The sequence below is a fragment of the Methylotenera oryzisoli genome (assembly GCF_004661485.1).
Classification (GTDB): domain Bacteria; phylum Pseudomonadota; class Gammaproteobacteria; order Burkholderiales; family Methylophilaceae; genus Methylotenera; species Methylotenera oryzisoli.
This window is the reverse complement of the sequence record NZ_PQVH01000013.1, coordinates 26,573-44,761: the sequence shown is the minus strand read 5'-3', so window position 1 is coordinate 44,761 and position 18,189 is coordinate 26,573. Positions and strand designations below refer to the sequence as shown.

Annotated in this window: 21 protein-coding genes; 3 read left to right on the top strand and 18 right to left on the bottom strand. The window is 45.7% G+C overall.

The window, feature by feature from the left end; translation table 11 throughout:
• Positions 1–41: 41 nt before the first annotated feature.
• The 4 genes from C3Y98_RS10485 to recA all read right to left on the bottom strand — a co-directional run bounded on the left by C3Y98_RS10485 (position 42) and on the right by recA (position 5,535).
• Positions 42–1,268 carry an aspartate kinase gene (locus C3Y98_RS10485; protein WP_135278549.1) on the bottom strand — a complete coding sequence of 409 codons (1,227 nt, stop codon included), beginning with the start codon at positions 1,266–1,268 and terminating at the stop codon, positions 42–44.
• Positions 1,269–1,395: 127 nt separating this feature from the next.
• Entirely contained in the window at positions 1,396–4,035 is a 2,640-nt protein-coding gene (gene alaS / locus C3Y98_RS10480) for an alanine--tRNA ligase (protein WP_135278548.1), read from the bottom strand.
• Between the two features lie 23 nt (positions 4,036–4,058).
• On the bottom strand, positions 4,059–4,514 hold the full coding sequence (gene recX / locus C3Y98_RS10475) for a recombination regulator RecX (RefSeq protein WP_135278547.1): 456 nt from the start codon (positions 4,512–4,514) through the stop codon (positions 4,059–4,061).
• On the bottom strand, positions 4,507–5,535 hold the full coding sequence (recA, locus tag C3Y98_RS10470; RefSeq protein ID WP_135278546.1) for a recombinase RecA: 1,029 nt from the start codon (positions 5,533–5,535) through the stop codon (positions 4,507–4,509). Before recA ends, recX begins: the two co-directional genes overlap by 8 nt.
• A 203-nt stretch (positions 5,536–5,738) precedes the next feature.
• On the opposite strand from recA, the gene C3Y98_RS10465 reads away from it, so the two are divergent.
• Positions 5,739–6,056 (top strand): hypothetical protein, encoded by a 318-nt coding sequence (locus C3Y98_RS10465; protein ID WP_135278545.1) that lies wholly within the window; start codon positions 5,739–5,741, stop codon positions 6,054–6,056.
• Positions 6,057–6,072: 16 nt separating this feature from the next.
• Here the strand turns inward: C3Y98_RS10465 and C3Y98_RS10460 are convergent, their stop codons facing one another.
• From C3Y98_RS10460 to mog, 4 genes are read right to left on the bottom strand one after another with little or no spacing between them, the layout of a single operon-like run.
• Positions 6,073–6,573 carry a CinA family protein gene (locus C3Y98_RS10460; protein ID WP_135278544.1) on the bottom strand — a complete coding sequence of 167 codons (501 nt, stop codon included), beginning with the start codon at positions 6,571–6,573 and terminating at the stop codon, positions 6,073–6,075.
• Entirely contained in the window at positions 6,552–7,049 is a 498-nt protein-coding gene (locus C3Y98_RS10455; RefSeq protein ID WP_135278543.1) for a phosphatidylglycerophosphatase A family protein, read from the bottom strand. The genes C3Y98_RS10460 and C3Y98_RS10455 overlap by 22 nt, the downstream gene beginning before the upstream one ends.
• Positions 7,042–7,992, bottom strand: coding sequence for a thiamine-phosphate kinase (thiL, locus tag C3Y98_RS10450; RefSeq protein ID WP_135278542.1), 951 nt, complete (start codon positions 7,990–7,992; stop codon positions 7,042–7,044). Before thiL ends, C3Y98_RS10455 begins: the two co-directional genes overlap by 8 nt.
• An 11-nt stretch (positions 7,993–8,003) precedes the next feature.
• Entirely contained in the window at positions 8,004–8,603 is a 600-nt protein-coding gene (gene mog, locus C3Y98_RS10445; RefSeq protein WP_135278541.1) for a molybdopterin adenylyltransferase, read from the bottom strand.
• A 63-nt stretch (positions 8,604–8,666) separates the two neighbouring features.
• Here mog and C3Y98_RS10440 point away from each other — a divergent pair, with 63 nt between their 5' ends.
• The gene (locus C3Y98_RS10440; RefSeq protein WP_135278540.1) at positions 8,667–9,449 is read left to right on the top strand and encodes a PDZ domain-containing protein; all 783 of its coding nucleotides are present in this window, start codon (positions 8,667–8,669) and stop codon (positions 9,447–9,449) included.
• A 206-nt stretch (positions 9,450–9,655) separates the two neighbouring features.
• Here the strand turns inward: C3Y98_RS10440 and C3Y98_RS10435 are convergent, their stop codons facing one another.
• Together C3Y98_RS10435 and yjgA are read right to left on the bottom strand one after the other, a co-directional pair.
• On the bottom strand, positions 9,656–9,886 hold the full coding sequence (locus C3Y98_RS10435) for a sulfurtransferase TusA family protein (protein ID WP_135278539.1): 231 nt from the start codon (positions 9,884–9,886) through the stop codon (positions 9,656–9,658).
• A 133-nt stretch (positions 9,887–10,019) separates the two neighbouring features.
• Positions 10,020–10,601 (bottom strand): ribosome biogenesis factor YjgA, encoded by a 582-nt coding sequence (gene yjgA / locus C3Y98_RS10430; protein WP_135278538.1) that lies wholly within the window; start codon positions 10,599–10,601, stop codon positions 10,020–10,022.
• A gap of 65 nt (positions 10,602–10,666) precedes the next feature.
• Here yjgA and pmbA point away from each other — a divergent pair, with 65 nt between their 5' ends.
• A complete protein-coding gene (gene pmbA, locus C3Y98_RS10425; protein WP_135278537.1) occupies positions 10,667–12,007 on the top strand; it encodes a metalloprotease PmbA in 1,341 nt (446 codons plus the stop codon).
• A gap of 258 nt (positions 12,008–12,265) precedes the next feature.
• On the opposite strand, the gene C3Y98_RS10420 is transcribed toward pmbA, so the two are convergent.
• The 8 genes from C3Y98_RS10420 to panB all read right to left on the bottom strand — a co-directional run bounded on the left by C3Y98_RS10420 (position 12,266) and on the right by panB (position 18,176).
• On the bottom strand, positions 12,266–13,018 hold the full coding sequence (locus C3Y98_RS10420; protein WP_135278536.1) for an MlaA family lipoprotein: 753 nt from the start codon (positions 13,016–13,018) through the stop codon (positions 12,266–12,268).
• A 203-nt stretch (positions 13,019–13,221) separates the two neighbouring features.
• Complete coding sequence (locus C3Y98_RS10415; RefSeq protein WP_135278535.1) at positions 13,222–14,643, bottom strand: cryptochrome/photolyase family protein; 1,422 nt, start codon at positions 14,641–14,643, stop codon at positions 13,222–13,224.
• 88 nt (positions 14,644–14,731) lie between these two features.
• Positions 14,732–14,992, bottom strand: a complete 261-nt coding sequence (locus tag C3Y98_RS10410) for a hypothetical protein (protein ID WP_135278534.1) — start codon at positions 14,990–14,992, stop codon at positions 14,732–14,734.
• Positions 14,993–15,131: 139 nt separating this feature from the next.
• Positions 15,132–15,599, bottom strand: a complete 468-nt coding sequence (gene rlmH, locus C3Y98_RS10405) for a 23S rRNA (pseudouridine(1915)-N(3))-methyltransferase RlmH (RefSeq protein ID WP_135278533.1) — start codon at positions 15,597–15,599, stop codon at positions 15,132–15,134.
• Positions 15,600–15,676: 77 nt separating this feature from the next.
• Entirely contained in the window at positions 15,677–16,066 is a 390-nt protein-coding gene (gene rsfS / locus C3Y98_RS10400) for a ribosome silencing factor (RefSeq protein ID WP_135278532.1), read from the bottom strand.
• Positions 16,067–16,447, bottom strand: a complete 381-nt coding sequence (gene panD / locus C3Y98_RS10395; protein WP_135278531.1) for an aspartate 1-decarboxylase — start codon at positions 16,445–16,447, stop codon at positions 16,067–16,069. It lies immediately after the preceding gene.
• Positions 16,448–16,492: 45 nt separating this feature from the next.
• Entirely contained in the window at positions 16,493–17,344 is an 852-nt protein-coding gene (gene panC / locus C3Y98_RS10390; protein ID WP_135278530.1) for a pantoate--beta-alanine ligase, read from the bottom strand.
• Positions 17,345–17,363: 19 nt separating this feature from the next.
• Positions 17,364–18,176 carry a 3-methyl-2-oxobutanoate hydroxymethyltransferase gene (panB, locus tag C3Y98_RS10385; RefSeq protein ID WP_135278529.1) on the bottom strand — a complete coding sequence of 271 codons (813 nt, stop codon included), beginning with the start codon at positions 18,174–18,176 and terminating at the stop codon, positions 17,364–17,366.
• Positions 18,177–18,189 lie beyond the last annotated feature (13 nt).

The following is an 18,189-nucleotide window of genomic DNA, read 5'->3' as shown; positions in this document are numbered from 1 at the left end:
TACTACGCTAAACGCTTTTAAAAATCAACGTTAACTTGCAATTATGCCGCTTCTAATTCAAATGCTTTATGTAGAACGCGTACTGCAAGCTCTAAATATTTCTCATCTACCACTACTGCAATCTTAATTTCAGAGGTAGAGATCATTTGAATGTTAATACCTTCTTCAGCCAATGTGCGGAACATTTGGCTTGCAATACCTACGTGTGAGCGCATGCCAACGCCTACAATTGATACTTTAGCGATTTTGTCGTCGCCATTTATTTCGCGTGCGCCAATGTGGCCTTGTACTTTGTCGCGCAAGATACTTAGCGCTTTGTTCATTTCATTTTTATGCACAGTAAATGTAAAATCGGTTGTGCCGTCAGCGCCTGTGTTTTGGATAATCATATCCACGTCAACATTTGCTTCAGCCACTGGACCAAGAATCTGGTAAGCAATACCAGGTTTGTCCGGTACCCCTAATACAGTGATTTTGGCTTCGTCGCGGTTAAAGGCAATGCCAGAAATAACGGGTTGTTCCATTGTATTTTCTTCCTCAAATGTGATTAGTGTGCCATCGCCTTCTTCTTCAAAGCTTGATAACACGCGTAATTTAACTTTATATTTGCCTGCAAACTCAACAGAGCGAATTTGTAGCACTTTGCTGCCTTGAGAGGCTAGCTCTAGCATTTCTTCAAACGTAATTTTGTCTAAGCGGCGCGCTTCAGGCACAACGCGTGGGTCTGTGGTGTAAACGCCGTCTACGTCTGTGTAGATTTGGCATTCATCCGCTTTTAATGCAGCAGCCAGTGCTACACCTGTGGTGTCAGAGCCACCACGGCCAAGCGTGGTGATGTTGCCATCAGCATCTACGCCTTGGAAGCCCGCAACCACGACTACGTAACCGTCATCTAGGTCTTGTTTGATGTTGTGCTCATCAATGCTTAAGATGCGAGCTTTGGTGTGAGCGTTGTCTGTCAGGATTTTGACCTGTGAGCCCGTGTAGCTTTTTGCTTTGATGCCAAGCTCCATCAATGCTAACGCCGTCATCCCAATTGTCACTTGTTCCCCTGTGGCAACCATTACGTCCAGTTCACGTGGATCTGGATCCGGCATAATTTCTTTTGCTAATGCAATCAGTCGGTTGGTTTCACCTGACATGGCAGAAACAACAACGACAATTTGGTGGCCCAGTGCCTTGTAACGGGCAACGCGCGCAGCTAGGCTTTTAATACGCTCAGGATTGGCAACAGAAGTGCCGCCGTATTTTTGTACAATAAGTGCCATAAAAGTTCTTTTAACCTTATTAACTGTTTTAACTATGTTTAATTTTGCTAACAGCAAATTGCTGTTAGGTGACGCAGATAGTGCATTTTCCAGTATTTGACTAGCCTGTTACCACTGCTAGCCAATACTAGGTATTTAGTTTGCTTTTTACCCAATCTGTTACGCTGGTTAACGCTTGCGGAAGCTTGCTTGCGTCGCTACCGCCAGCCATTGCCATATCCGGCTTGCCGCCGCCTTTACCACCAACTTGGCCTGCAACAAAGTTGACGAGCTCGCCAGCCTTCACTTTACTGGTTAAATCAGCAGTAACGCCAGCGGCTAGGCTGACTTTGCCGTCAGTTACGTTAGCCAGCACAATTGCTGCTGATTTTAGTTTGTCTTTTAGCTTGTCCATTGTTTCGCGCAGTGCGTTAGCATCTGCGCCATCTAATGTAGCAGCTAACACTTTAACGCCTGCAACTTCAATGGCTTGTGTGGCTAAATCATCACCTTGTGATGAAGCTAGTTTGGATTTTAGGCGTGCTAGTTCTTTTTCTAATGATTTAGCATGGTCGCTAAGTTGAGCTACTTTCGAGGCCAACTCGTTTACCGGTGCTTTTAAATCATTCGCTAATGCTGAAATCAATGATTGTTGTGCATTAATCAGTTTTAAAGCGCCTTCGCCTGTGGTGGCTTCAATACGGCGCACACCTGCGGCTACACCGCTTTCAGAAGTGATTTTGAATAGGCCAATATCACCTGTACGGTTGACATGGGTGCCGCCACATAGTTCGCGGCTGCTACCGATGTCTAGGACGCGCACTTCATCGCCGTATTTTTCGCCAAACAACATCATCGCGCCAGTATTTTGTGCAGACTCAATATCCATCACACGTGCTTGGCAGGCGGCGTTGGCTAGAATCTCTGCGTTTACAATTTGTTCTACTTTTGCGATTTCGTCATCGGTCATGGGTGCGGTATGCACAAAGTCAAAACGGGTTTTATCGGTATCAACCAATGAGCCTTTTTGCTGCACATGTGCGCCGAGCACTTCGCGCAGCGCTTTATGCATTAGATGCGTAGCCGAGTGGTTGCGCATTGTGTTGGTTCGCGCTTGCGTGTTAACGCGTGCGCTCACTTGCTCACCTACACTCAATGTTCCGGTTTTTAGTACACCATGATGGCCGAATACTGTTGCTTGTATTTTTTGCGTGTCTTCTGCTTCGAAAATACCGTTTGTGCCACGTAGTTCGCCGCAATCGCCAATCTGGCCGCCAGACTCTGCGTAGAATGGCGTGTTATCAAGTACGACGACGCCGATTTCACCTTCTGCCAGTTTAGTGACAGCAACGCCGTCTTTATACAGAGCAGTAACAGTTGCGCTGGTCTCTAACTTATCGTAGCCGTGGAATTGAGTGGCAACTCCTTCATATTCCAAATTGGTGGCCATTTTGAACTTGCCTGCTGCACGTGCTTGCTCTTTTTGGCGCGCCATTGCCGCATTAAATGCGTCGGTATCCACTGCCACATTACGTTCACGGCAAATATCCGCAGTTAAATCTAGCGGGAAGCCGTAAGTGTCGTGCAGTTTGAATGCGGTTTCACCATTGAATACCCCTTGTGTATTGGCAAGTTCTGACTCTAAAATTGCCATACCGTTTTCAATCGTTTCAAAGAAGCGATCTTCTTCTTGTTTTAAAATCTCGGTAATGCGTGCTTGGTTGCTTGTAAGCTCAGGATAAGCGCTACCCATTTCAGCCACTAGATCCGGTACGATTTTGTGGAAGAACGCACTACGTACACCTAGTTTGTAGCCATGGCGAATTGCACGACGGATAATACGGCGTAGTACATAACCACGGCCTTCGTTGCCTGCAATCACGCCATCTGCGATTAAGAAACTGCAAGCGCGGATATGGTCAGCCAGCACTTTGAGAGACGGACTGCTTAAGTCTGCTGTTTTGGTTTCACGTGCTGCGGCAGCGATTAAAGTCTGGAATAAATCGATTTCGTAGTTGGCATGTACATGTTGCAATACGGCTGAAATACGCTCCAGCCCCATACCAGTATCCACTGATGGTTTTGGTAGCGGGTGCATGACACCTGCTTCATCGCGGTTGAACTGCATGAACACGTTGTTCCAGATTTCAATATAACGGTCACCATCTTCATCTGGGCTACCTGGCGGGCCGCCAAAGTGATGAGCGCCATGGTCATAGAAAATTTCTGTACATGGACCGCAAGGGCCAGTGTCACCCATCATCCAGAAGTTGTCAGATGCGTAACGTGCGCCTTTGTTATCGCCAATGCGAATGATGCGTTCTGCTGGTACGCCGATGATGTTGTTCCATATGGCGTAAGCTTCGTCATCTTCGGCGTATACCGTGACGGTCAATTTATCTTTAGGTAGTTTGAATACTTCTGTCAGTAACTCCCATGCGTATTTGATGGCATCTTCTTTAAAGTAATCACCAAAGCTAAAGTTACCTAACATTTCAAAGAATGTATGGTGGCGCGCAGTGTAACCTACGTTCTCGAGGTCATTATGTTTACCACCGGCGCGTACACATTTTTGACTTGAGGTAGCGCGTGTATATGGACGTTTGTCAAAGCCAAGAAATACGTCCTTGAATTGGTTCATCCCAGCATTGGTAAATAAGAGAGTAGGGTCGCCGTGCGGTACTAGTGAGCTAGAGCTAACAATCTCGTGGCCTTTTGATGCAAAGAAATCAAGAAATGCCTGACGAATTTCGTTGCTGCTTGGGGTGCTGCTAAGTTGTATGGTCATAAAGTTTAGTTTTAATCGCTTGTTTAATCGTTATCATCAACGGTTAGTATTTTTTTTATCAAATCAAAGCCAAAGCCTCGACTTTGTAAGAATCTTGCTTGCTTTGCCCATTCTTCACGATTTTGTGGATAGGTTTTGAATTTTTTACGCCACACTTCTGTCGCGTTATCTAACTCTGTTGTTTTTAATGTTTCTACTGCATCCGTAATTAATTGGTCTGAAATACCTTTTTCACGTAATTCATGCGCTATCTTGGCTGTGCCAAACTTGGCTTTTCTTGCGTGAATGATTTGCTCAGTAAATCGTTGGTCGGAAAGCCAGCCTCTTGCTTTAAAGTCATCCAATAGAGCCTGAATGTCATCTTCTTCATCCGCGTACGTTTTTAGTTTTTTGCCAAGCTCGGTATAAGAATACTCGCGCTTGGCTAAATAATCTAAAGCCCGCTGCCGTAATGACTTGGCGACAAACTCTTTACTCATCCTCACCGCGTGGTGCAGCCATCGCTTCGTTCAGCGATTTAGCATTAGCGCGGATTTTAGCTTCAAGCTCTGCTGCGATTTCTGGATGCTCGCGCAAGAACTCTTTTGCATTTTCCTTACCTTGGCCAATTTTCTCGCCGTTGTAGCTATACCAAGCCCCTGCTTTTTCAATCAGTTTAATATTTGCACCAAGCTCAATGATTTCGCCAAAGCGAGAAATGCCTTCACCGTACATAATGTCAAACTCAGCTTGCTTGAACGGAGGTGCTACTTTGTTTTTAATCACTTTTACGCGAGTTTCTGAACCGGTAATTTCATCACCTTTTTTGATTGCACCAGTACGGCGAATATCTAAACGCACAGAAGCGTAGAACTTAAGGGCGTTACCACCTGTGGTTGTTTCTGGGTTGCCAAACATCACGCCAATTTTCATACGGATTTGGTTAATGAAAATAACCAAGGTATTCGTGCGTTTGATGTTGCCAGTTAATTTACGCAGAGCCTGGCTCATCAAGCGTGCTTGCAGACCCATATGTGAATCACCCATTTCGCCTTCAATCTCTGCACGTGGGGTCAGTGCTGCCACTGAGTCCACTACTACGATATCTACAGAGCCTGAGCGGACTAACATGTCTGCAATTTCAAGCGCTTGCTCACCAGTGTCTGGTTGTGAGATTAATAAATCCGGTACATTGACACCTAATTTAGCTGCGTATTGTGGGTCTAGTGCATGTTCTGCATCAATAAATGCTGCAACGCCACCCAATTTTTGCATTTGTGCAATCACTGACAGGGTAAGTGTGGTTTTACCTGAAGACTCTGGACCGTAAATTTCTACGATACGGCCACGCGGTAACCCGCCGATGCCTAAAGCAATATCAAGGCCGAGAGAGCCAGTTGAAACGGCTTGAATATCTTCGCCAATATCACTGTCACCCATACGCATGATGGACCCTTTGCCAAATTGTTTTTCAATTTGTGAAAGTGCGGCAGAGAGTGCTTTGGCTTTGTTGTCATCCATTGGGTTTTTACCTTTATTTTGAAGTGCTTAAATTAGCTTTCAATTATTCCATATTTTACAGTTTAGCGTAAGTCTCATAGGTGCTTAACCATGTGTATTTATGGCAATCATGATGAAAATAATAATCTTGCACTTGAGGTCAACGAGATGTTTTGTGATTCGTTAAGTGTGAGCGTAGTTGTGTAATGTTAAGGAGAGTGACAATGAGAGTATTTCGTTCACTATTAGTGGTGTTGGCAATAGGTGTTGCCACATTATCTAGTGCACAAGCGCGGGATTCCGTCAGTTTTTCACTTAATATCGGCGCCCCTGGTTATTATGCCTATCCAGCGGAGGTGCAGTATGTTGCGCCGCCAGCAGTTTATTACCCAGGCTACAGCGTTTATTATGATACGCCGTATGCATACCGATATTATTACCCTGCAACTGTTTATCGTGGCGGCTATGGCGTGTACGGAGGCTATTATTCCGGGCATCGCCATCATCGAGGATACGGTCACCGCGATGGTTATCGCAGATAGTGCTTAGTGTGAAGTGTTAACTTAGCCTGTTCAGCAGGTTGAGTTGTTCAGTTAGTGTTGCCAACATAAATGCGGTGGCTTGTTGCCTGATTGCCGTACGGTCGCCCGTAAATTGTTGGGTGCATGTGAACATTGGTAGGTGGTTGCCTACCAGTGCGAAGCATACTGTGCCCACGGGTTTCTCCGTACTGCCACCGCTTGGCCCTGCGATGCCGGTAATGCTGCCGGCAATTTGTGCGTGGCTATTCTGTAAGGCGCCTATCGCCATTTCTGCCGCAGTTTGTTCGCTAACTGCGCCGCAGGTTTCTAGTGTGGTGTTGTCGACATCCAGCATTTCTATTTTAGCTGAATTGCTATAAGTCACGAATCCACGGTCAAACCAATCTGAACTGCCGGCAATGCTAGTGATGGCTTGCGCCGCCATGCCACCCGTGCAGGATTCGGCCAGTGTTAGTAAATAACCGCGTTGCTTGAGTGCGTGGCCGAGGGCTGAGGCTAAAGTTGAGTGATCGTCCATGCTAAAACCTTTAGACTGAGGATGGCGTAAATGGCAGCCAGCAGGTCATCAAGCATCACGCCTAGGCCGCCTTTTACTTTGGCATCACATTGTCGGATGGGGAATGGTTTCCAAATATCAAATAAGCGGAATAGCAAGAATGCAACTAACCACCATTGCCATTGGTTTATGGTAAAAGTGAGTACTAACATCATGGCGACAATTTCGTCCCAAACGATACCACCATGATCGGATACGCCTAATGCCTTACCAGTTTTGTCGCAGAAATAAATGCCTACTAAAAACAATAGACCAATCAGTGCTAATTGTGTTGTGAGACTATGGCTGTCAATGAAGCAGAATAGAGGCAACCCCACCGCTGTGCCAAAAGTGCCAGGGGCTTTTTTGGCCAGTCCGCTACCAAAACCCAGTGCAAAAAAATGGGCAGGATGTGAAAGCAATAGTTTGCACGTAGGTTGTGTTGGGACGTTAGCCAAAGTGATCAAACCCTTTTTTGGTGATGTCTACAGCTTGCTGGTGGTGAGTAACTGTTAATCCTAACTGTAGCGTAGTCTCGCCAATTAAACTGAGTGGTAATTGCAATTGCTGACTTAGTTGTTGGATGTAGTCACGTTGCGATTTGGGCGCAGTAAATAAAAGCTCATAGTCATCGCCTCCTGCCAAGATGCATTGCTTGATATTTGCATCATCTAAGTGCGCACGTAGGTAATCGTGGCAGTGGATATTTTCTAGAGAGAGCTTTGCGCCTAGATTAGATGCTTTGAGTATATGGTTGAGGTCTGCTGTCAGGCCATCGGAAATATCAATGCAGCTATTAGCAATGCCACGTAGTGCCAAGCCAAGCGCTACTCGTGGCGTGGGGGTGGTTAAGGCGTTTAAGCAGTGCGTCGTCGTTGGTTCTGTGAGCGTAACTTTAGCTTGCAGGTGTGCCAGCCCAAGTGCGGCACTGCCTATGATTCCAGACACCCAAATATCATCACCATCTTTTGCACCATTGCGTTGAATTGCTTGGCCTAGCGGCACTTCTCCCATGATTTGTATGCTCAGCGTCAATGGTCCTCTTGTAGTATCGCCGCCAATTAGATCAACGTCGAATGCTTGGGCGCATGCAAAAAAGCCTTTAGAGAACGCTGCCAGCCATGGCTCGTTCACTTCAGGCAGTGCAATCGCAAGCGTAGCCCATTTTGGCTGTGCGCCCATGGCCGCCATATCTGATATGTTCACTGCTAAAGATTTCCAACCAATGCTATAGGGCGATGCATCATGAAAAAAGTGAGTGCCCGCTACCAGCATATCTGCTGAAATTGCGAGTTGTTGCCTTGGCGCCACACGAAGCAACGCTGCATCATCTCCCACCCCTAAGTCTGCATGTTGGACAGGGCGGGTAAAGTATTTGGCAATTAAATTAAACTCGGACATTTTCTAATCAATTAGGCTGCAGGTGCAGATTTTGGCCTGAATGCTTTAACCACGGCTTCATTGGTTTCTATTCTGGGCATTGGGCTGTCTGGCGTGGCGAGCAGGTCTATGCAGTATGGTACTGCAGCAAAAATGCCGTGCACCAGCGTGTTACCTGCTTCGTCTTTTAGTCCCTCTAAGGTTTGTGCAATCGCTTTAGGTTGGCCTGGTAAGTTGATAATCAGACATTGCTTACGCGTCACGGCGACTTGCCTTGATAAAATGGCGGTGGGTACAAAGTTCAGGCTAATCTGGCGCATTTGCTCGCCAAAACCCGGCATTTCCCTATCGGCAACCGCTAGGGTTGCTTCAGGGGTGACATCACGTAAAGATGGGCCAGTGCCACCGGTGGTCAGAATCAGATGACAGCCTTGAAAGTCGACTAAATCGATCAGGGTGGATTCAATTTCGTCTTGCTCATCTGGAATTAATCGCGCCTCGAGGCTAAACGGTGAGGTAAGGGCTTGTGCCAGCCATGCGCGCAGGCTGGGAATGCCTTTGTCTTCATATTCTCCGCTGCTTGCGCGATCGCTAATTGAAACTAATCCGATTTTAATGAATTCTTTGGTCATTTCTGAGTCACTAGTACTTAAGCAAGACTAAATCATACCATTACCAAGCTCAAAGGATATTTTATGCCAGCCGTTAGCACCAATAATTCATACGTCAGTTTAGTAAAGTTTATGCTGTATTCCCTAGCAAGTTTAGGTTTGGTGCTATTTGCGCATCAGCTTTATGCGGCAGATCAAAACCCTTATGAGCAGAGTTACAGGAAGCAGAGCGCTGGAGATTTACGCTCATTACAGTCAACGCCAGATACTAAGATGTTTGTTGGAAACCATAAAAATGAAGACAACATCACTATGTTGGAAGACGGTTACGATTTGATGGGAACTTCAGGCTTCTCGGCGGCAGAAGCGGCATCAGGGCTTGCATTGCAACATGCGAAATCCATTAAAGCCGATATTGTGATGGTGTATCAAAAATATGAGTCTGCACAGATGGCAAGTTCTAAGTTGCAGTTAATCAAAGAAGCTGCAAAAAAAGGTGGTGAAATTGACCCGAATGATCTAGAAGAAGGACCTACACAATATCAGTACCATGCAAGTTACTGGGCTAAGTTGCCGATGCCTTTATTTGGCGTGCATGTGATTAAGCTGAAACAGGACAGTGCAAATGAAGCTGCACCTAAAGTTTTGCCTGGTTTGAAAGTGATTGCAGTGATTAAAACCTCCCCAGCTTACAACATAGGCTTAGTACGGGGTGATGCAATATTAAAACTGGGTGATGTCACATTAAATACTGCAGATGACTTATTTGCAGCAGTCAAACGCTATGCAGGGCAAAAGGTGGCAGTAGCGTTGCAACGCGGTGATGAGACAATGACGCAGTTTGTGCAATTGAACGCCCGTAAATAAACTAGGCGCATATAGCTTGGCTACTGGTACTGTGTTGAGCGCCTGAGTTAAAACGGTTAAATATTATTTAAAATTAACTTCACGGAATGTGCGTATTAAGTCCAGCGAGTAAGCAAAAAAGCCTGCTAACATCAGCATGATAGAAACATTTTCTAGATGTTTAGCGAGGCAGTTAGCCCCGCTGGGTGACGGTCAGTTTTATGCAATTATTTTTGAATAAAAAAGAGGAAGTCTTCTGCATTTTTTAGTTCGTGTAGCAATGTAAATGGGTTATTTGCAACCAATGTACGTATGTTTCTAACGCTACTTTCTTTGTTTGTGATCACTTTTAAGACCTGTCCGTTTGGCAGTGCATCTAATACTTCTTTTGTGCGAATGGTTGGAATTGGGCTGTCCTCATGGCGTACATCAAGTACAGTATCGAAATTTATCGTCATGATTTTTCTACCTTGTTTTAGGGTATACCGAAGCGGATATGCTAGTGCCGGTATGTGATTGACGTTAATACGGCAAGATTGCCATACACGATGTTAGTACAGAACGTTATTCTTTAACGTCAGTACCGAAGCGTTACTCTGCTTCTGACTCGTCAGACTCAGCAGAGTCGACAGAGGTTCCGCTGCTGGTGATCTCGCGCAGCAGTTTAAAAATCTCTCTACTGCTTTTTGGTGGCTTATTAGCTAGATGCTCTTTTTGCGCATTGCGAATGAGTGCGCGTAATTGCTGGCTATCAGTGCTTGGATGCAAGGCCATGAATTCAGATAATGCATTTGGCTCGCTGATTAACCGATCGCGCCAGCGCTCAAGCCCATGGAAGTAGGCATTCTCGGCGGTATTTTTGCCTTCCCAGCGTGATAGCTGCTCAATAATCGGCGCAGTATCAACGTCGCGCATTAAGCGTCCTAGGTATTGCCGATGGCGACGTATTGCACCATTCGCGGTAATTTTCTTTGTATCGAGTACGGCTGTCAGTAACTCTTCGGGCAGGTTAAGTTTATTGAGCTTATCTTTAGAAAGTGCAGATAGCTTAACGCCCAGCGCTTGCTGTGCATCTGCCTCAGCTTTTAATTTGGTTTTACTCGTAGGTAAGTCCGCATTTAAATTTGCATCGTTACTTAATTCTGTATCTTTAGTTGTCTTTTTAGGTTTCATGCTGAGGTATTATATCATTTATGCAGTTGAGTGATAAAAGTACATTTTTTATAGTAGAAAGCGTTATGTCAGATTCCGGGTTTAGTTATACATTAGATGAAATTAAGCAGATGTCAGAAGACGTGCTTAAAGTAGCCAAAAGCCTTGGTGCGAGCCAAGCTGAGGCTGAGCTGAGCTTGAGTATTGGGCAAAATGTTTCTGTGCGCATGAAAGAAGTCGAGCATATTGAATATAACCGTGATAAAGGCATGTCGGTCACGGTTTACTTCGGTAAACAAAAAGGCCATGCCAGTACCTCTGACTTATCGCCCCAAGCGCTGAAAGATACAGTTGCCGCTGCCTGTAATATTGCTAAATATACCGCCAAAGATGAGTTTTGCGGATTGGCAGATGCCGATTTAATGGCTAACGAAATTCCAGATTTAGATCTGCATCACCCTTGGCAACTCTCTGTGGATGAGGCTGCATTACTGGCTCAGCAATGTGAAGAAGCCGCCTTAGCGGTAGATGCGCGCATTACTAACTCAGAAGGCGCTAGTGTTTCAACTGGCACAGGCTTTTTTGCGTATAGCAATAGCCATGGGTTTACGGGCGGATATCCAAGCTCACGTCATGGCATAAGCTGTTCAGTGATTGCTGAGTCAGGTGACAGCATGCAGCGCGATTACTGGTATGCCACTGCACGCGCAGCAGAAGACCTGCAATCACCTGTGGAGATTGGTAGGCTTGCCGGTGAGCGCACGGTTAAACGCCTGAACTCCAGAAAAATTAAAACTTGCCAAGTACCGGTGTTGTTCGAGGCGCCTTTAGCTAGTGGGCTGATATCTACTTTAATCAGCGCGATTTCTGGCGGGAACTTATATCGTAAGTCATCATTCTTGCTTGATAGTTTGGGCCAGCAAATTGCTTCACCACTATTGAATATCTATGAAAATCCTTTTATAAAAAAAGGATTGGCTAGTAGCCCGTTTGACAATGAGGGTGTGGCCACAAGTGCGCGTCAGTTAGTGAAAGACGGCGTGTTGCAAGGCTATGTGTTATCCAGTTACTCAGCCAGAAAGCTAGGGCTTAAAACCACAGGCAATGCCGGTGGTAATCATAATTTAATCGTGCAGCCAGGCACACTGAATTTTGCCGGCTTATTAAAAGAGATGGGAACCGGGCTCGTCGTGACAGAGTTGCTTGGGCACGGTATGAATATGGTAACCGGTGATTACTCACGTGGTGCTGCGGGTTACTGGGTGGAGAATGGCGTGATTGTGCATCCGGTAGAAGAAATCACAATTGCTAGCAACATGGCGGAAATGCTGAAAATGATTGTAGCCGTTGGCAATGATGTTTTGGTGCAAGGTTCAAAACAAGTGGGTTCTATCCTGATTGAACGCATGACTGTGGCGTGTGAATAATGCGCTTTAGCGCATATATTCCAAGGGCAAGTCAGATGCTGGCTTAAGCACATACTCCACGGACAAGGCCCTTGCGGTTTTATGCGTGTAAGCCAGCATGGCTTTCCAATTGACTGCAGCTGATTGCTGCGATAAATCGCTAAAGCGGCAAGTCAAGTGTGAAATAATCTACTTTGACGTCGGCTGCATGCCATTGTAAAGATAAAAGGTTTTGCTATAAAAAAAGCCCACTGAGTAGTGGGCTTTTTATTTTAAGACTTACTTAGTCTCTTTAATTTCTTTTTCATCTTCAAAGAACTCGTCTTTGATTAATTCACTCGGTACTAAGCCGTCTTGTACTAGGCTTGCACGTCGTTGCAGGTAAGCATCGCGCATGAAGGCGTAAGGGTCTAGTGATGCGTCATCTACCAAATCTTTTGCATCAAGTAGCTCAGTACGTTTGTCTATAAATTGCGCGGCACGTAGCTGGTTGTGCAAGCGTACTTCGCCGATGTTGTGTGTGTAAGTGATAGGGTCTGTGGTTGATAGGTCAAAAATCCAGCCTGTAGTATCACGAACACTAGACGGGCCTGCAAATGGCAGTACCAAGTAGGCACCTGGGCCTACGCCCCAGTAACCTAGCGTTTGACCGAAGTCTTCTTTATGCACTGGGATTTTATCCATACCAGTAACATCAATAAAGCCTGCTATACCGAATGTGCTGTTGATCACAAAGCGGCCTGCTTCGCTGAATGCATTCGCAAGTTTAAACTGCAGTAAGTTGTTCAATACGTTGGTAAGTGTACCTAAGTTATTGAAAAAGTTATTTACGCCAGTGCGGATAGGCGTAGGTGCGACTGTTTTGTAAGCAGTGGCGACAGGCTTGAATACAGCGCGGTCAGTAACATCGTTAAATTTGTAAACGCCGCGATTAATGCTCTCCAACGGGTCTTTATTAGCTTGAGACGCACAGCCAGTAACCATCGCAGCCATAAGGCATGAGGCGAATAAATAGAATATTTTTTTATACATTTTTATGTTTCTTATTTAAAGACTTGTCGAAAAGTAGTAAACCATTATACCAATTTATTGATAAGTAAATATTGATAGCGGCGCATGACGATAATTAACGCTTGTAAAATAAACCATTTGTTACATTTATGCAACAAAAATTCAGGCATGGTTTTGTGTGTAAGCATTTGTATGTGATATGTAATATAGAGGAAATTAAATACTCAAACCGTATTTTTATATAGGCTGAGTGCGCGTTCACGTTGCGTAGCATGATCTACAATCGGTTTAGGGTAATCCTGCCCAATAACAGTGTTGATGCTAGTCTGCCGCTGTGCCGATATTAACCAAGGTGCGTGAATTTCTTTATCGCTACAGCGTGCCAGCTCTGTGACATATTTGCGGATAAATTTACCATGTCCGTCAAAGCGCTCGCTTTGCGTCATTGGGTTGAAAATTCTAAACCAAGGCTGGGCGTCACAGCCGGTAGAGGCTGCCCATTGCCAGCCACCATTATTGGCGCTGAAATCAAAATCAATCAGTTTTTCTGCAAAATAGCGTTCACCCCAGCGCCAATCTATCAGCAGGTCTTTTACTAAAAAACTGGCAGCTACCATCCTCAGGCGATTATGCATAAAGCCTGTGTTGTTGAGTTGCCTCATGGCGGCATCTACCAATGGGTAGCCCGTTTTTCCTTCACACCATGCTGAAAATAGCGCGCTATCATTAGGGAAGGGAATGGATTCGAACTCAGGTTTAAAGGCTTTACCCGTAGCAAGCTGTGGGTTGTGATGCAGTATCTGAAAGTAAAAGTCACGCCAGATGAGTTCAGAGGCCCAAGTTTCTGCACCGAAACCACCTATCTGCAGCGCGGTTCTGGCCAGCTGGCGGATGGAAATGGTGCCAAAGCGCAAATGCACGGATAGATAGGACGCGCCTTTGACCGCGGGGAAGTCGCGTGCTTCTTTGTAATGTTTGATGCGCTCTATAAAGTCAGTGAACAGTGTTGCTGCGCCGCTCATGCCTGTAGGTAAACGCATACTGGATAAATTAGTGCGCTGAAACCCGAGTGACTCAAGGCTTGTTAATGTCTGTGGTTCGAGTTTGGCAAGGTTGCCTAGGTAGCGATCAACCGGGTACGGCTTGAGGTAAAAGTCGTTAACAGTTTTGAGCCAGGTGTTTTTGTATGGTGTAAATACGCTATATGGCTTGTGTGCCATGGTTAATATTTCATCTTTTTCAAAGATCACCTGATCTTTGTAATGATGAAAATCAATTTGGTGTGTTTGCAGTTGCTGTGCAACTTGGGTATCACGTGTAATCGCACTCGGTTCGTAGTCGTGATTGGTAAATACTGCCTGAGCTTTAAGCGCCTGCGCTAACTGTGGTACTTCATGCTGTGCCATGCCATGTAGCACGATTAAATCACTGCCGTGCTGCTGGAGTGCGGCTTTGAGCTCTTTCACGCTCTCCCAGATAAACTCTACACGGCGGTCGGCCTTGTCTGGCAGATGGTTTAAAATTTCCGTATCAAAAACAAATACACAATAGACTTGTTGTGAGGTCTTGAGCGCGTAATAGAGAGCCGCATGGTCATAGTTGCGCAAGTCACGACGAAACCAGACTAGGGATGTGGAATATTGCATGCGCTATCAGTGGTTGATTAAGGTGTAGTGATTTTACTCCAGTTGTCACATTCCTAGTGATTGAGACGATAGCATGATGCTACTTTGTTTAGCTTCTTGCTCCCATCATGTACTTTTGTGGTGGGGTAGAAGTGGTTTCATTGCTGCTGGAAGGCGTGAGTAAGCCAAGTAGCAGTTGTAAATCTAGTGATAATAAAATCAGCTCTTCATCACCCAGTGCATCTACGCGTTCAAAGACTTCGGTCGCATATTGGCGGTCTTTAATTAGTTTGGCTGGGTTAACTGCGCCTATTACTTTTCTAGCTGCTACAGAGAATTTTGACAATACAACTAAACATTGATTATCCATAATGACTCCCAGAGAATTTTTCTAAAAAAGTGCTAATTAGCTACAAATGCAATGTAATGGTGCATAAGTCAGTAAATTTAGGCACTTATCTTGTTGATGTCTCTAGATTAAGCATTAAGCATGCCAGAAGAATGGGTGTTTATTCGCGGTGGTACGGGTGGTTTTGAATCACGGTGTGGGCGCGGTAGAGTTGTTCGCATAAGAGTACGCGCACAAAGGCATGCGGTAGAGTGAGCTTGGATAAACCCCACAGCCAGCTGGCTTGCTGTTTGAGGCTGGCATGGATGCCATCGGCGCCGCCGACGACAATGCTGATATCTTTGCCCAGTGATTGCCAGAATTGCATTTTCTCGGCAAGCTGCAACGTGGTGACTTCTTGCCCGCGCTCATCACAGACTACCAAGCAATCTTTGCCCGCCGCTTCCAAAATACGTTTAGCTTCAGCTTCTTGTACTACAGTGCTGTTTTTTCCATCCGCACGTTTGTCTGGTTTGATTTCAACAATCTCAATACTGAGTTCACGCGGCATGCGCTTGATATATTCTGCGCAGGCGGTTTCTACCCAGCTTGGCATTTTGTGACCGACAGAAATAATCCGGAGTTTCAAGTGGCGTTAGGTGGAGGTGTGAGGAGGGGTGTGCAAATTTAACCCTGCTACCTAGCGGCGCAGGGTGCTTGTTGTCACTAAACGGGTGTAATGTGGCCGCGGCGTGCTTCTGCCTCGCCCCATAGTTGCTCAAGGTTATAGTATGCGCGCGTTGCCGGTACCATGATATGCACAACGATATCGTCTAAGTCTACTAAAACCCATTCGCCTTCTTTTTCGCCTTCAGTACCGCGAATCGCAAAGCCTTTTTCTTTGATTTTTTCTCTTACGTTATCTGCGACAGCTTTTGCCTGACGGCTAGAGTTTGCGGATGCAACAATCATGTAATTGGTCATGCTGGTGAGCTTGCGCACATCCATCACGCTGATATCAAAACCTTTGATATCTTCAATTGCATCTACTACTGCGTTTTTCATGGCTTCTAAATCTAAATTATTAGAAGCGGCTTTCTGTGTGTCTTGTGTCATTTAAGCGGCCTGTGCTGGTATTGCATTGCGTTGAGATTTTATGCGGTTTTCGTTATCCACATAAATAAGTTGTGGCGTGTACTTTTCTAGTTCAGCTTCATTATAGTTCGCGTAGCTCGCGATAATAATGATGTCTTTAGGGTCTGCCTTGTGTGCGGCAGCACCATTCACTGAAATAATGCCAGAGTGGCGATCGGCACGAATCGCATAAGTAGAGAAACGCTCACCATTGGTAACGTTGTAAATACTGATTTGCTCGTATTCATGAATATTCGCCGCTTCTAGTAATTCTTCATCTATCGCACAGCTACCTTCGTAGTGTAATTCAGAGTGCGTGACGTGTACGCGGTGCAACTTAGATTTAAGCATGGTTCTTTGCATGTGCTTAACCGTTTTTCAAAAGGGATTGCATTATAGTCTTTTCAATCACTTAGCGCAAAAATCAATATTATCAATCAGTCTGGTATTCCCAAGCTTTGCAGCAATTAGGACAACAAGTTGGCTATCTTGGTTCGTTGCAGGCTGTAAAGTGTGGGCTGCGCGCACGGAGATATAGTCAACCAGCCAGCCTTTTTGCACAAGTGCTTCTGATGCTGACTGGGACAAATCTGCAAAATTGGTATTGCCTTGCTTGATCTGATTGACGATATTCACCAGGCATTGGTGCAATTGTGCCGCTTCAGCTTTTTGTGCCGGCGTTAAGTAGCCATTACGTGAGCTCATGGCGAGGCCACTTGGCTCGCGCACCGTGTCGCCGGCAATAATCTGGATCGGTAAGTTAAATTGCCGCACTAGCTCTTTAATGACAAATACTTGTTGGAAGTCTTTTTTGCCAAAGATAGCCACTTGCGGCATGACTAGGTTAAACAACTTCATGACGACCGTGGCAACACCAGAAAAATGGCCGGGGCGCGAGGCGCCGCATAGCTCCGAGGCAATAGGCGGCGCGGTGATTGTCATGGTTTGATGCAGTTGTTCGCCATCAAAATCCGGGTACATTTCTAGCACGCTAGGAATAAACACAATGTCTGCGCCAGCATCCTCTAGCCGTTTGCAGTCTGCCTCCAGCGTACGGGGATAGTTAGCCAAGTCTTCATTGGGGCCAAACTGTAGCGGGTTAACAAAAATACTGGCAACTACACATTGTGCATGCTGCCTAGCTATGCTCACCAGTGCGATGTGCCCATCATGCAGATTGCCCATGGTGGGCACAAAGGCAATGTTATTGTGTGTCTTGAGTGTGGCTCTGAGCTCGTCAGCGGTGTAGATGCGTTGCATATGTGGCTATAGTCGAGGTTTAATAACTATGCTCAGGTGCGGGAAAGGTTTTGTCTTTCACGGCTTTTACATAGTTGCTTACAGCTTGCTGCACGCTGTTGGTATCGGATAAGAAGTTTTTTACAAATCTTGGGGCTTTGAATTCGCTCGGGTGTTTGCTGGCTACGCCATTATAAATCCCCAGCACATCTTGGATGACGAGCACTTGCCCATCACAATCTACGCCAGCACCAATACCGATAGTCAGTGCTTTAATGCTGTCTGTAATCTGTTTTGCTAATGTTGCCGGTACCATTTCCAGTACCATCATGCTCACACCAGCATTACTCATGTCGATGGCATCCTGCATGATTTGATGGGCGCTTTCCTCAGTTTTACCCTGAATTTTATAGCCACCAAGCTGATTGACTGATTGCGGCGTGAAGCCAAGATGTGCACAGACAGGGATGCCGCGCTCAATCAGGTAGCGTGCGGTTTCTATACGATCACCACCACCTTCAAATTTAACCATTTGCGCACCAGAACGAATCAACCACTCTGCATTTTTGTAAGCAGCCTCGTTATCATGTTCGTAACTACCTACAGGCATGTCGGCAATAATCAAGCTATTAGGTGCGCCAGCAGCCACACTTTTGGTATGGTAGGTCATGTGATGCATGCTCACATTGAGTGTATTTTCTGCACCCTGTAATACCATACCTAGCGAGTCGCCTACTAACAAGATATCCACGCCGGCATATGCCATTAACTTAGCGAAAGTGGCGTCATAGCAGGTGAGCATGGCGATTTTCTCGCCGTTGGCGGCCATTTCATTTAGCTTAGGTAATGTCATATACGTATACCCA

Bases quoted from the DNA above. Each gene is read 5' to 3' on its own strand.
- C3Y98_RS10485 (WP_135278549.1), bottom strand. From the start codon at position 1,268: ATGGCACTTATTGTACAAAAATACGGCGGCACTTCTGTTGCCAATCCT.
- alaS (WP_135278548.1), bottom strand. From the start codon at position 4,035: ATGACCATACAACTTAGCAGCACCCCAAGCAGCAACGAAATTCGTCAG.
- recX (WP_135278547.1), bottom strand. From the start codon at position 4,514: ATGAGTAAAGAGTTTGTCGCCAAGTCATTACGGCAGCGGGCTTTAGAT.
- recA (WP_135278546.1), bottom strand. From the start codon at position 5,535: ATGGATGACAACAAAGCCAAAGCACTCTCTGCCGCACTTTCACAAATT.
- C3Y98_RS10465 (WP_135278545.1), top strand. From the start codon at position 5,739: ATGAGAGTATTTCGTTCACTATTAGTGGTGTTGGCAATAGGTGTTGCC.
- C3Y98_RS10460 (WP_135278544.1), bottom strand. From the start codon at position 6,573: ATGGACGATCACTCAACTTTAGCCTCAGCCCTCGGCCACGCACTCAAG.
- thiL (WP_135278542.1), bottom strand. From the start codon at position 7,992: ATGTCCGAGTTTAATTTAATTGCCAAATACTTTACCCGCCCTGTCCAA.
- mog (WP_135278541.1), bottom strand. From the start codon at position 8,603: ATGACCAAAGAATTCATTAAAATCGGATTAGTTTCAATTAGCGATCGC.
- C3Y98_RS10440 (WP_135278540.1), top strand. From the start codon at position 8,667: ATGCCAGCCGTTAGCACCAATAATTCATACGTCAGTTTAGTAAAGTTT.
- C3Y98_RS10435 (WP_135278539.1), bottom strand. From the start codon at position 9,886: ATGACGATAAATTTCGATACTGTACTTGATGTACGCCATGAGGACAGC.
- yjgA (WP_135278538.1), bottom strand. From the start codon at position 10,601: ATGAAACCTAAAAAGACAACTAAAGATACAGAATTAAGTAACGATGCA.
- pmbA (WP_135278537.1), top strand. From the start codon at position 10,667: ATGTCAGATTCCGGGTTTAGTTATACATTAGATGAAATTAAGCAGATG.
- C3Y98_RS10420 (WP_135278536.1), bottom strand. From the start codon at position 13,018: ATGTATAAAAAAATATTCTATTTATTCGCCTCATGCCTTATGGCTGCG.
- C3Y98_RS10415 (WP_135278535.1), bottom strand. From the start codon at position 14,643: ATGCAATATTCCACATCCCTAGTCTGGTTTCGTCGTGACTTGCGCAAC.
- C3Y98_RS10410 (WP_135278534.1), bottom strand. From the start codon at position 14,992: ATGGATAATCAATGTTTAGTTGTATTGTCAAAATTCTCTGTAGCAGCT.
- rsfS (WP_135278532.1), bottom strand. From the start codon at position 16,066: ATGACACAAGACACACAGAAAGCCGCTTCTAATAATTTAGATTTAGAA.
- panD (WP_135278531.1), bottom strand. From the start codon at position 16,447: ATGCAAAGAACCATGCTTAAATCTAAGTTGCACCGCGTACACGTCACG.
- panC (WP_135278530.1), bottom strand. From the start codon at position 17,344: ATGCAACGCATCTACACCGCTGACGAGCTCAGAGCCACACTCAAGACA.
- panB (WP_135278529.1), bottom strand. From the start codon at position 18,176: ATGACATTACCTAAGCTAAATGAAATGGCCGCCAACGGCGAGAAAATC.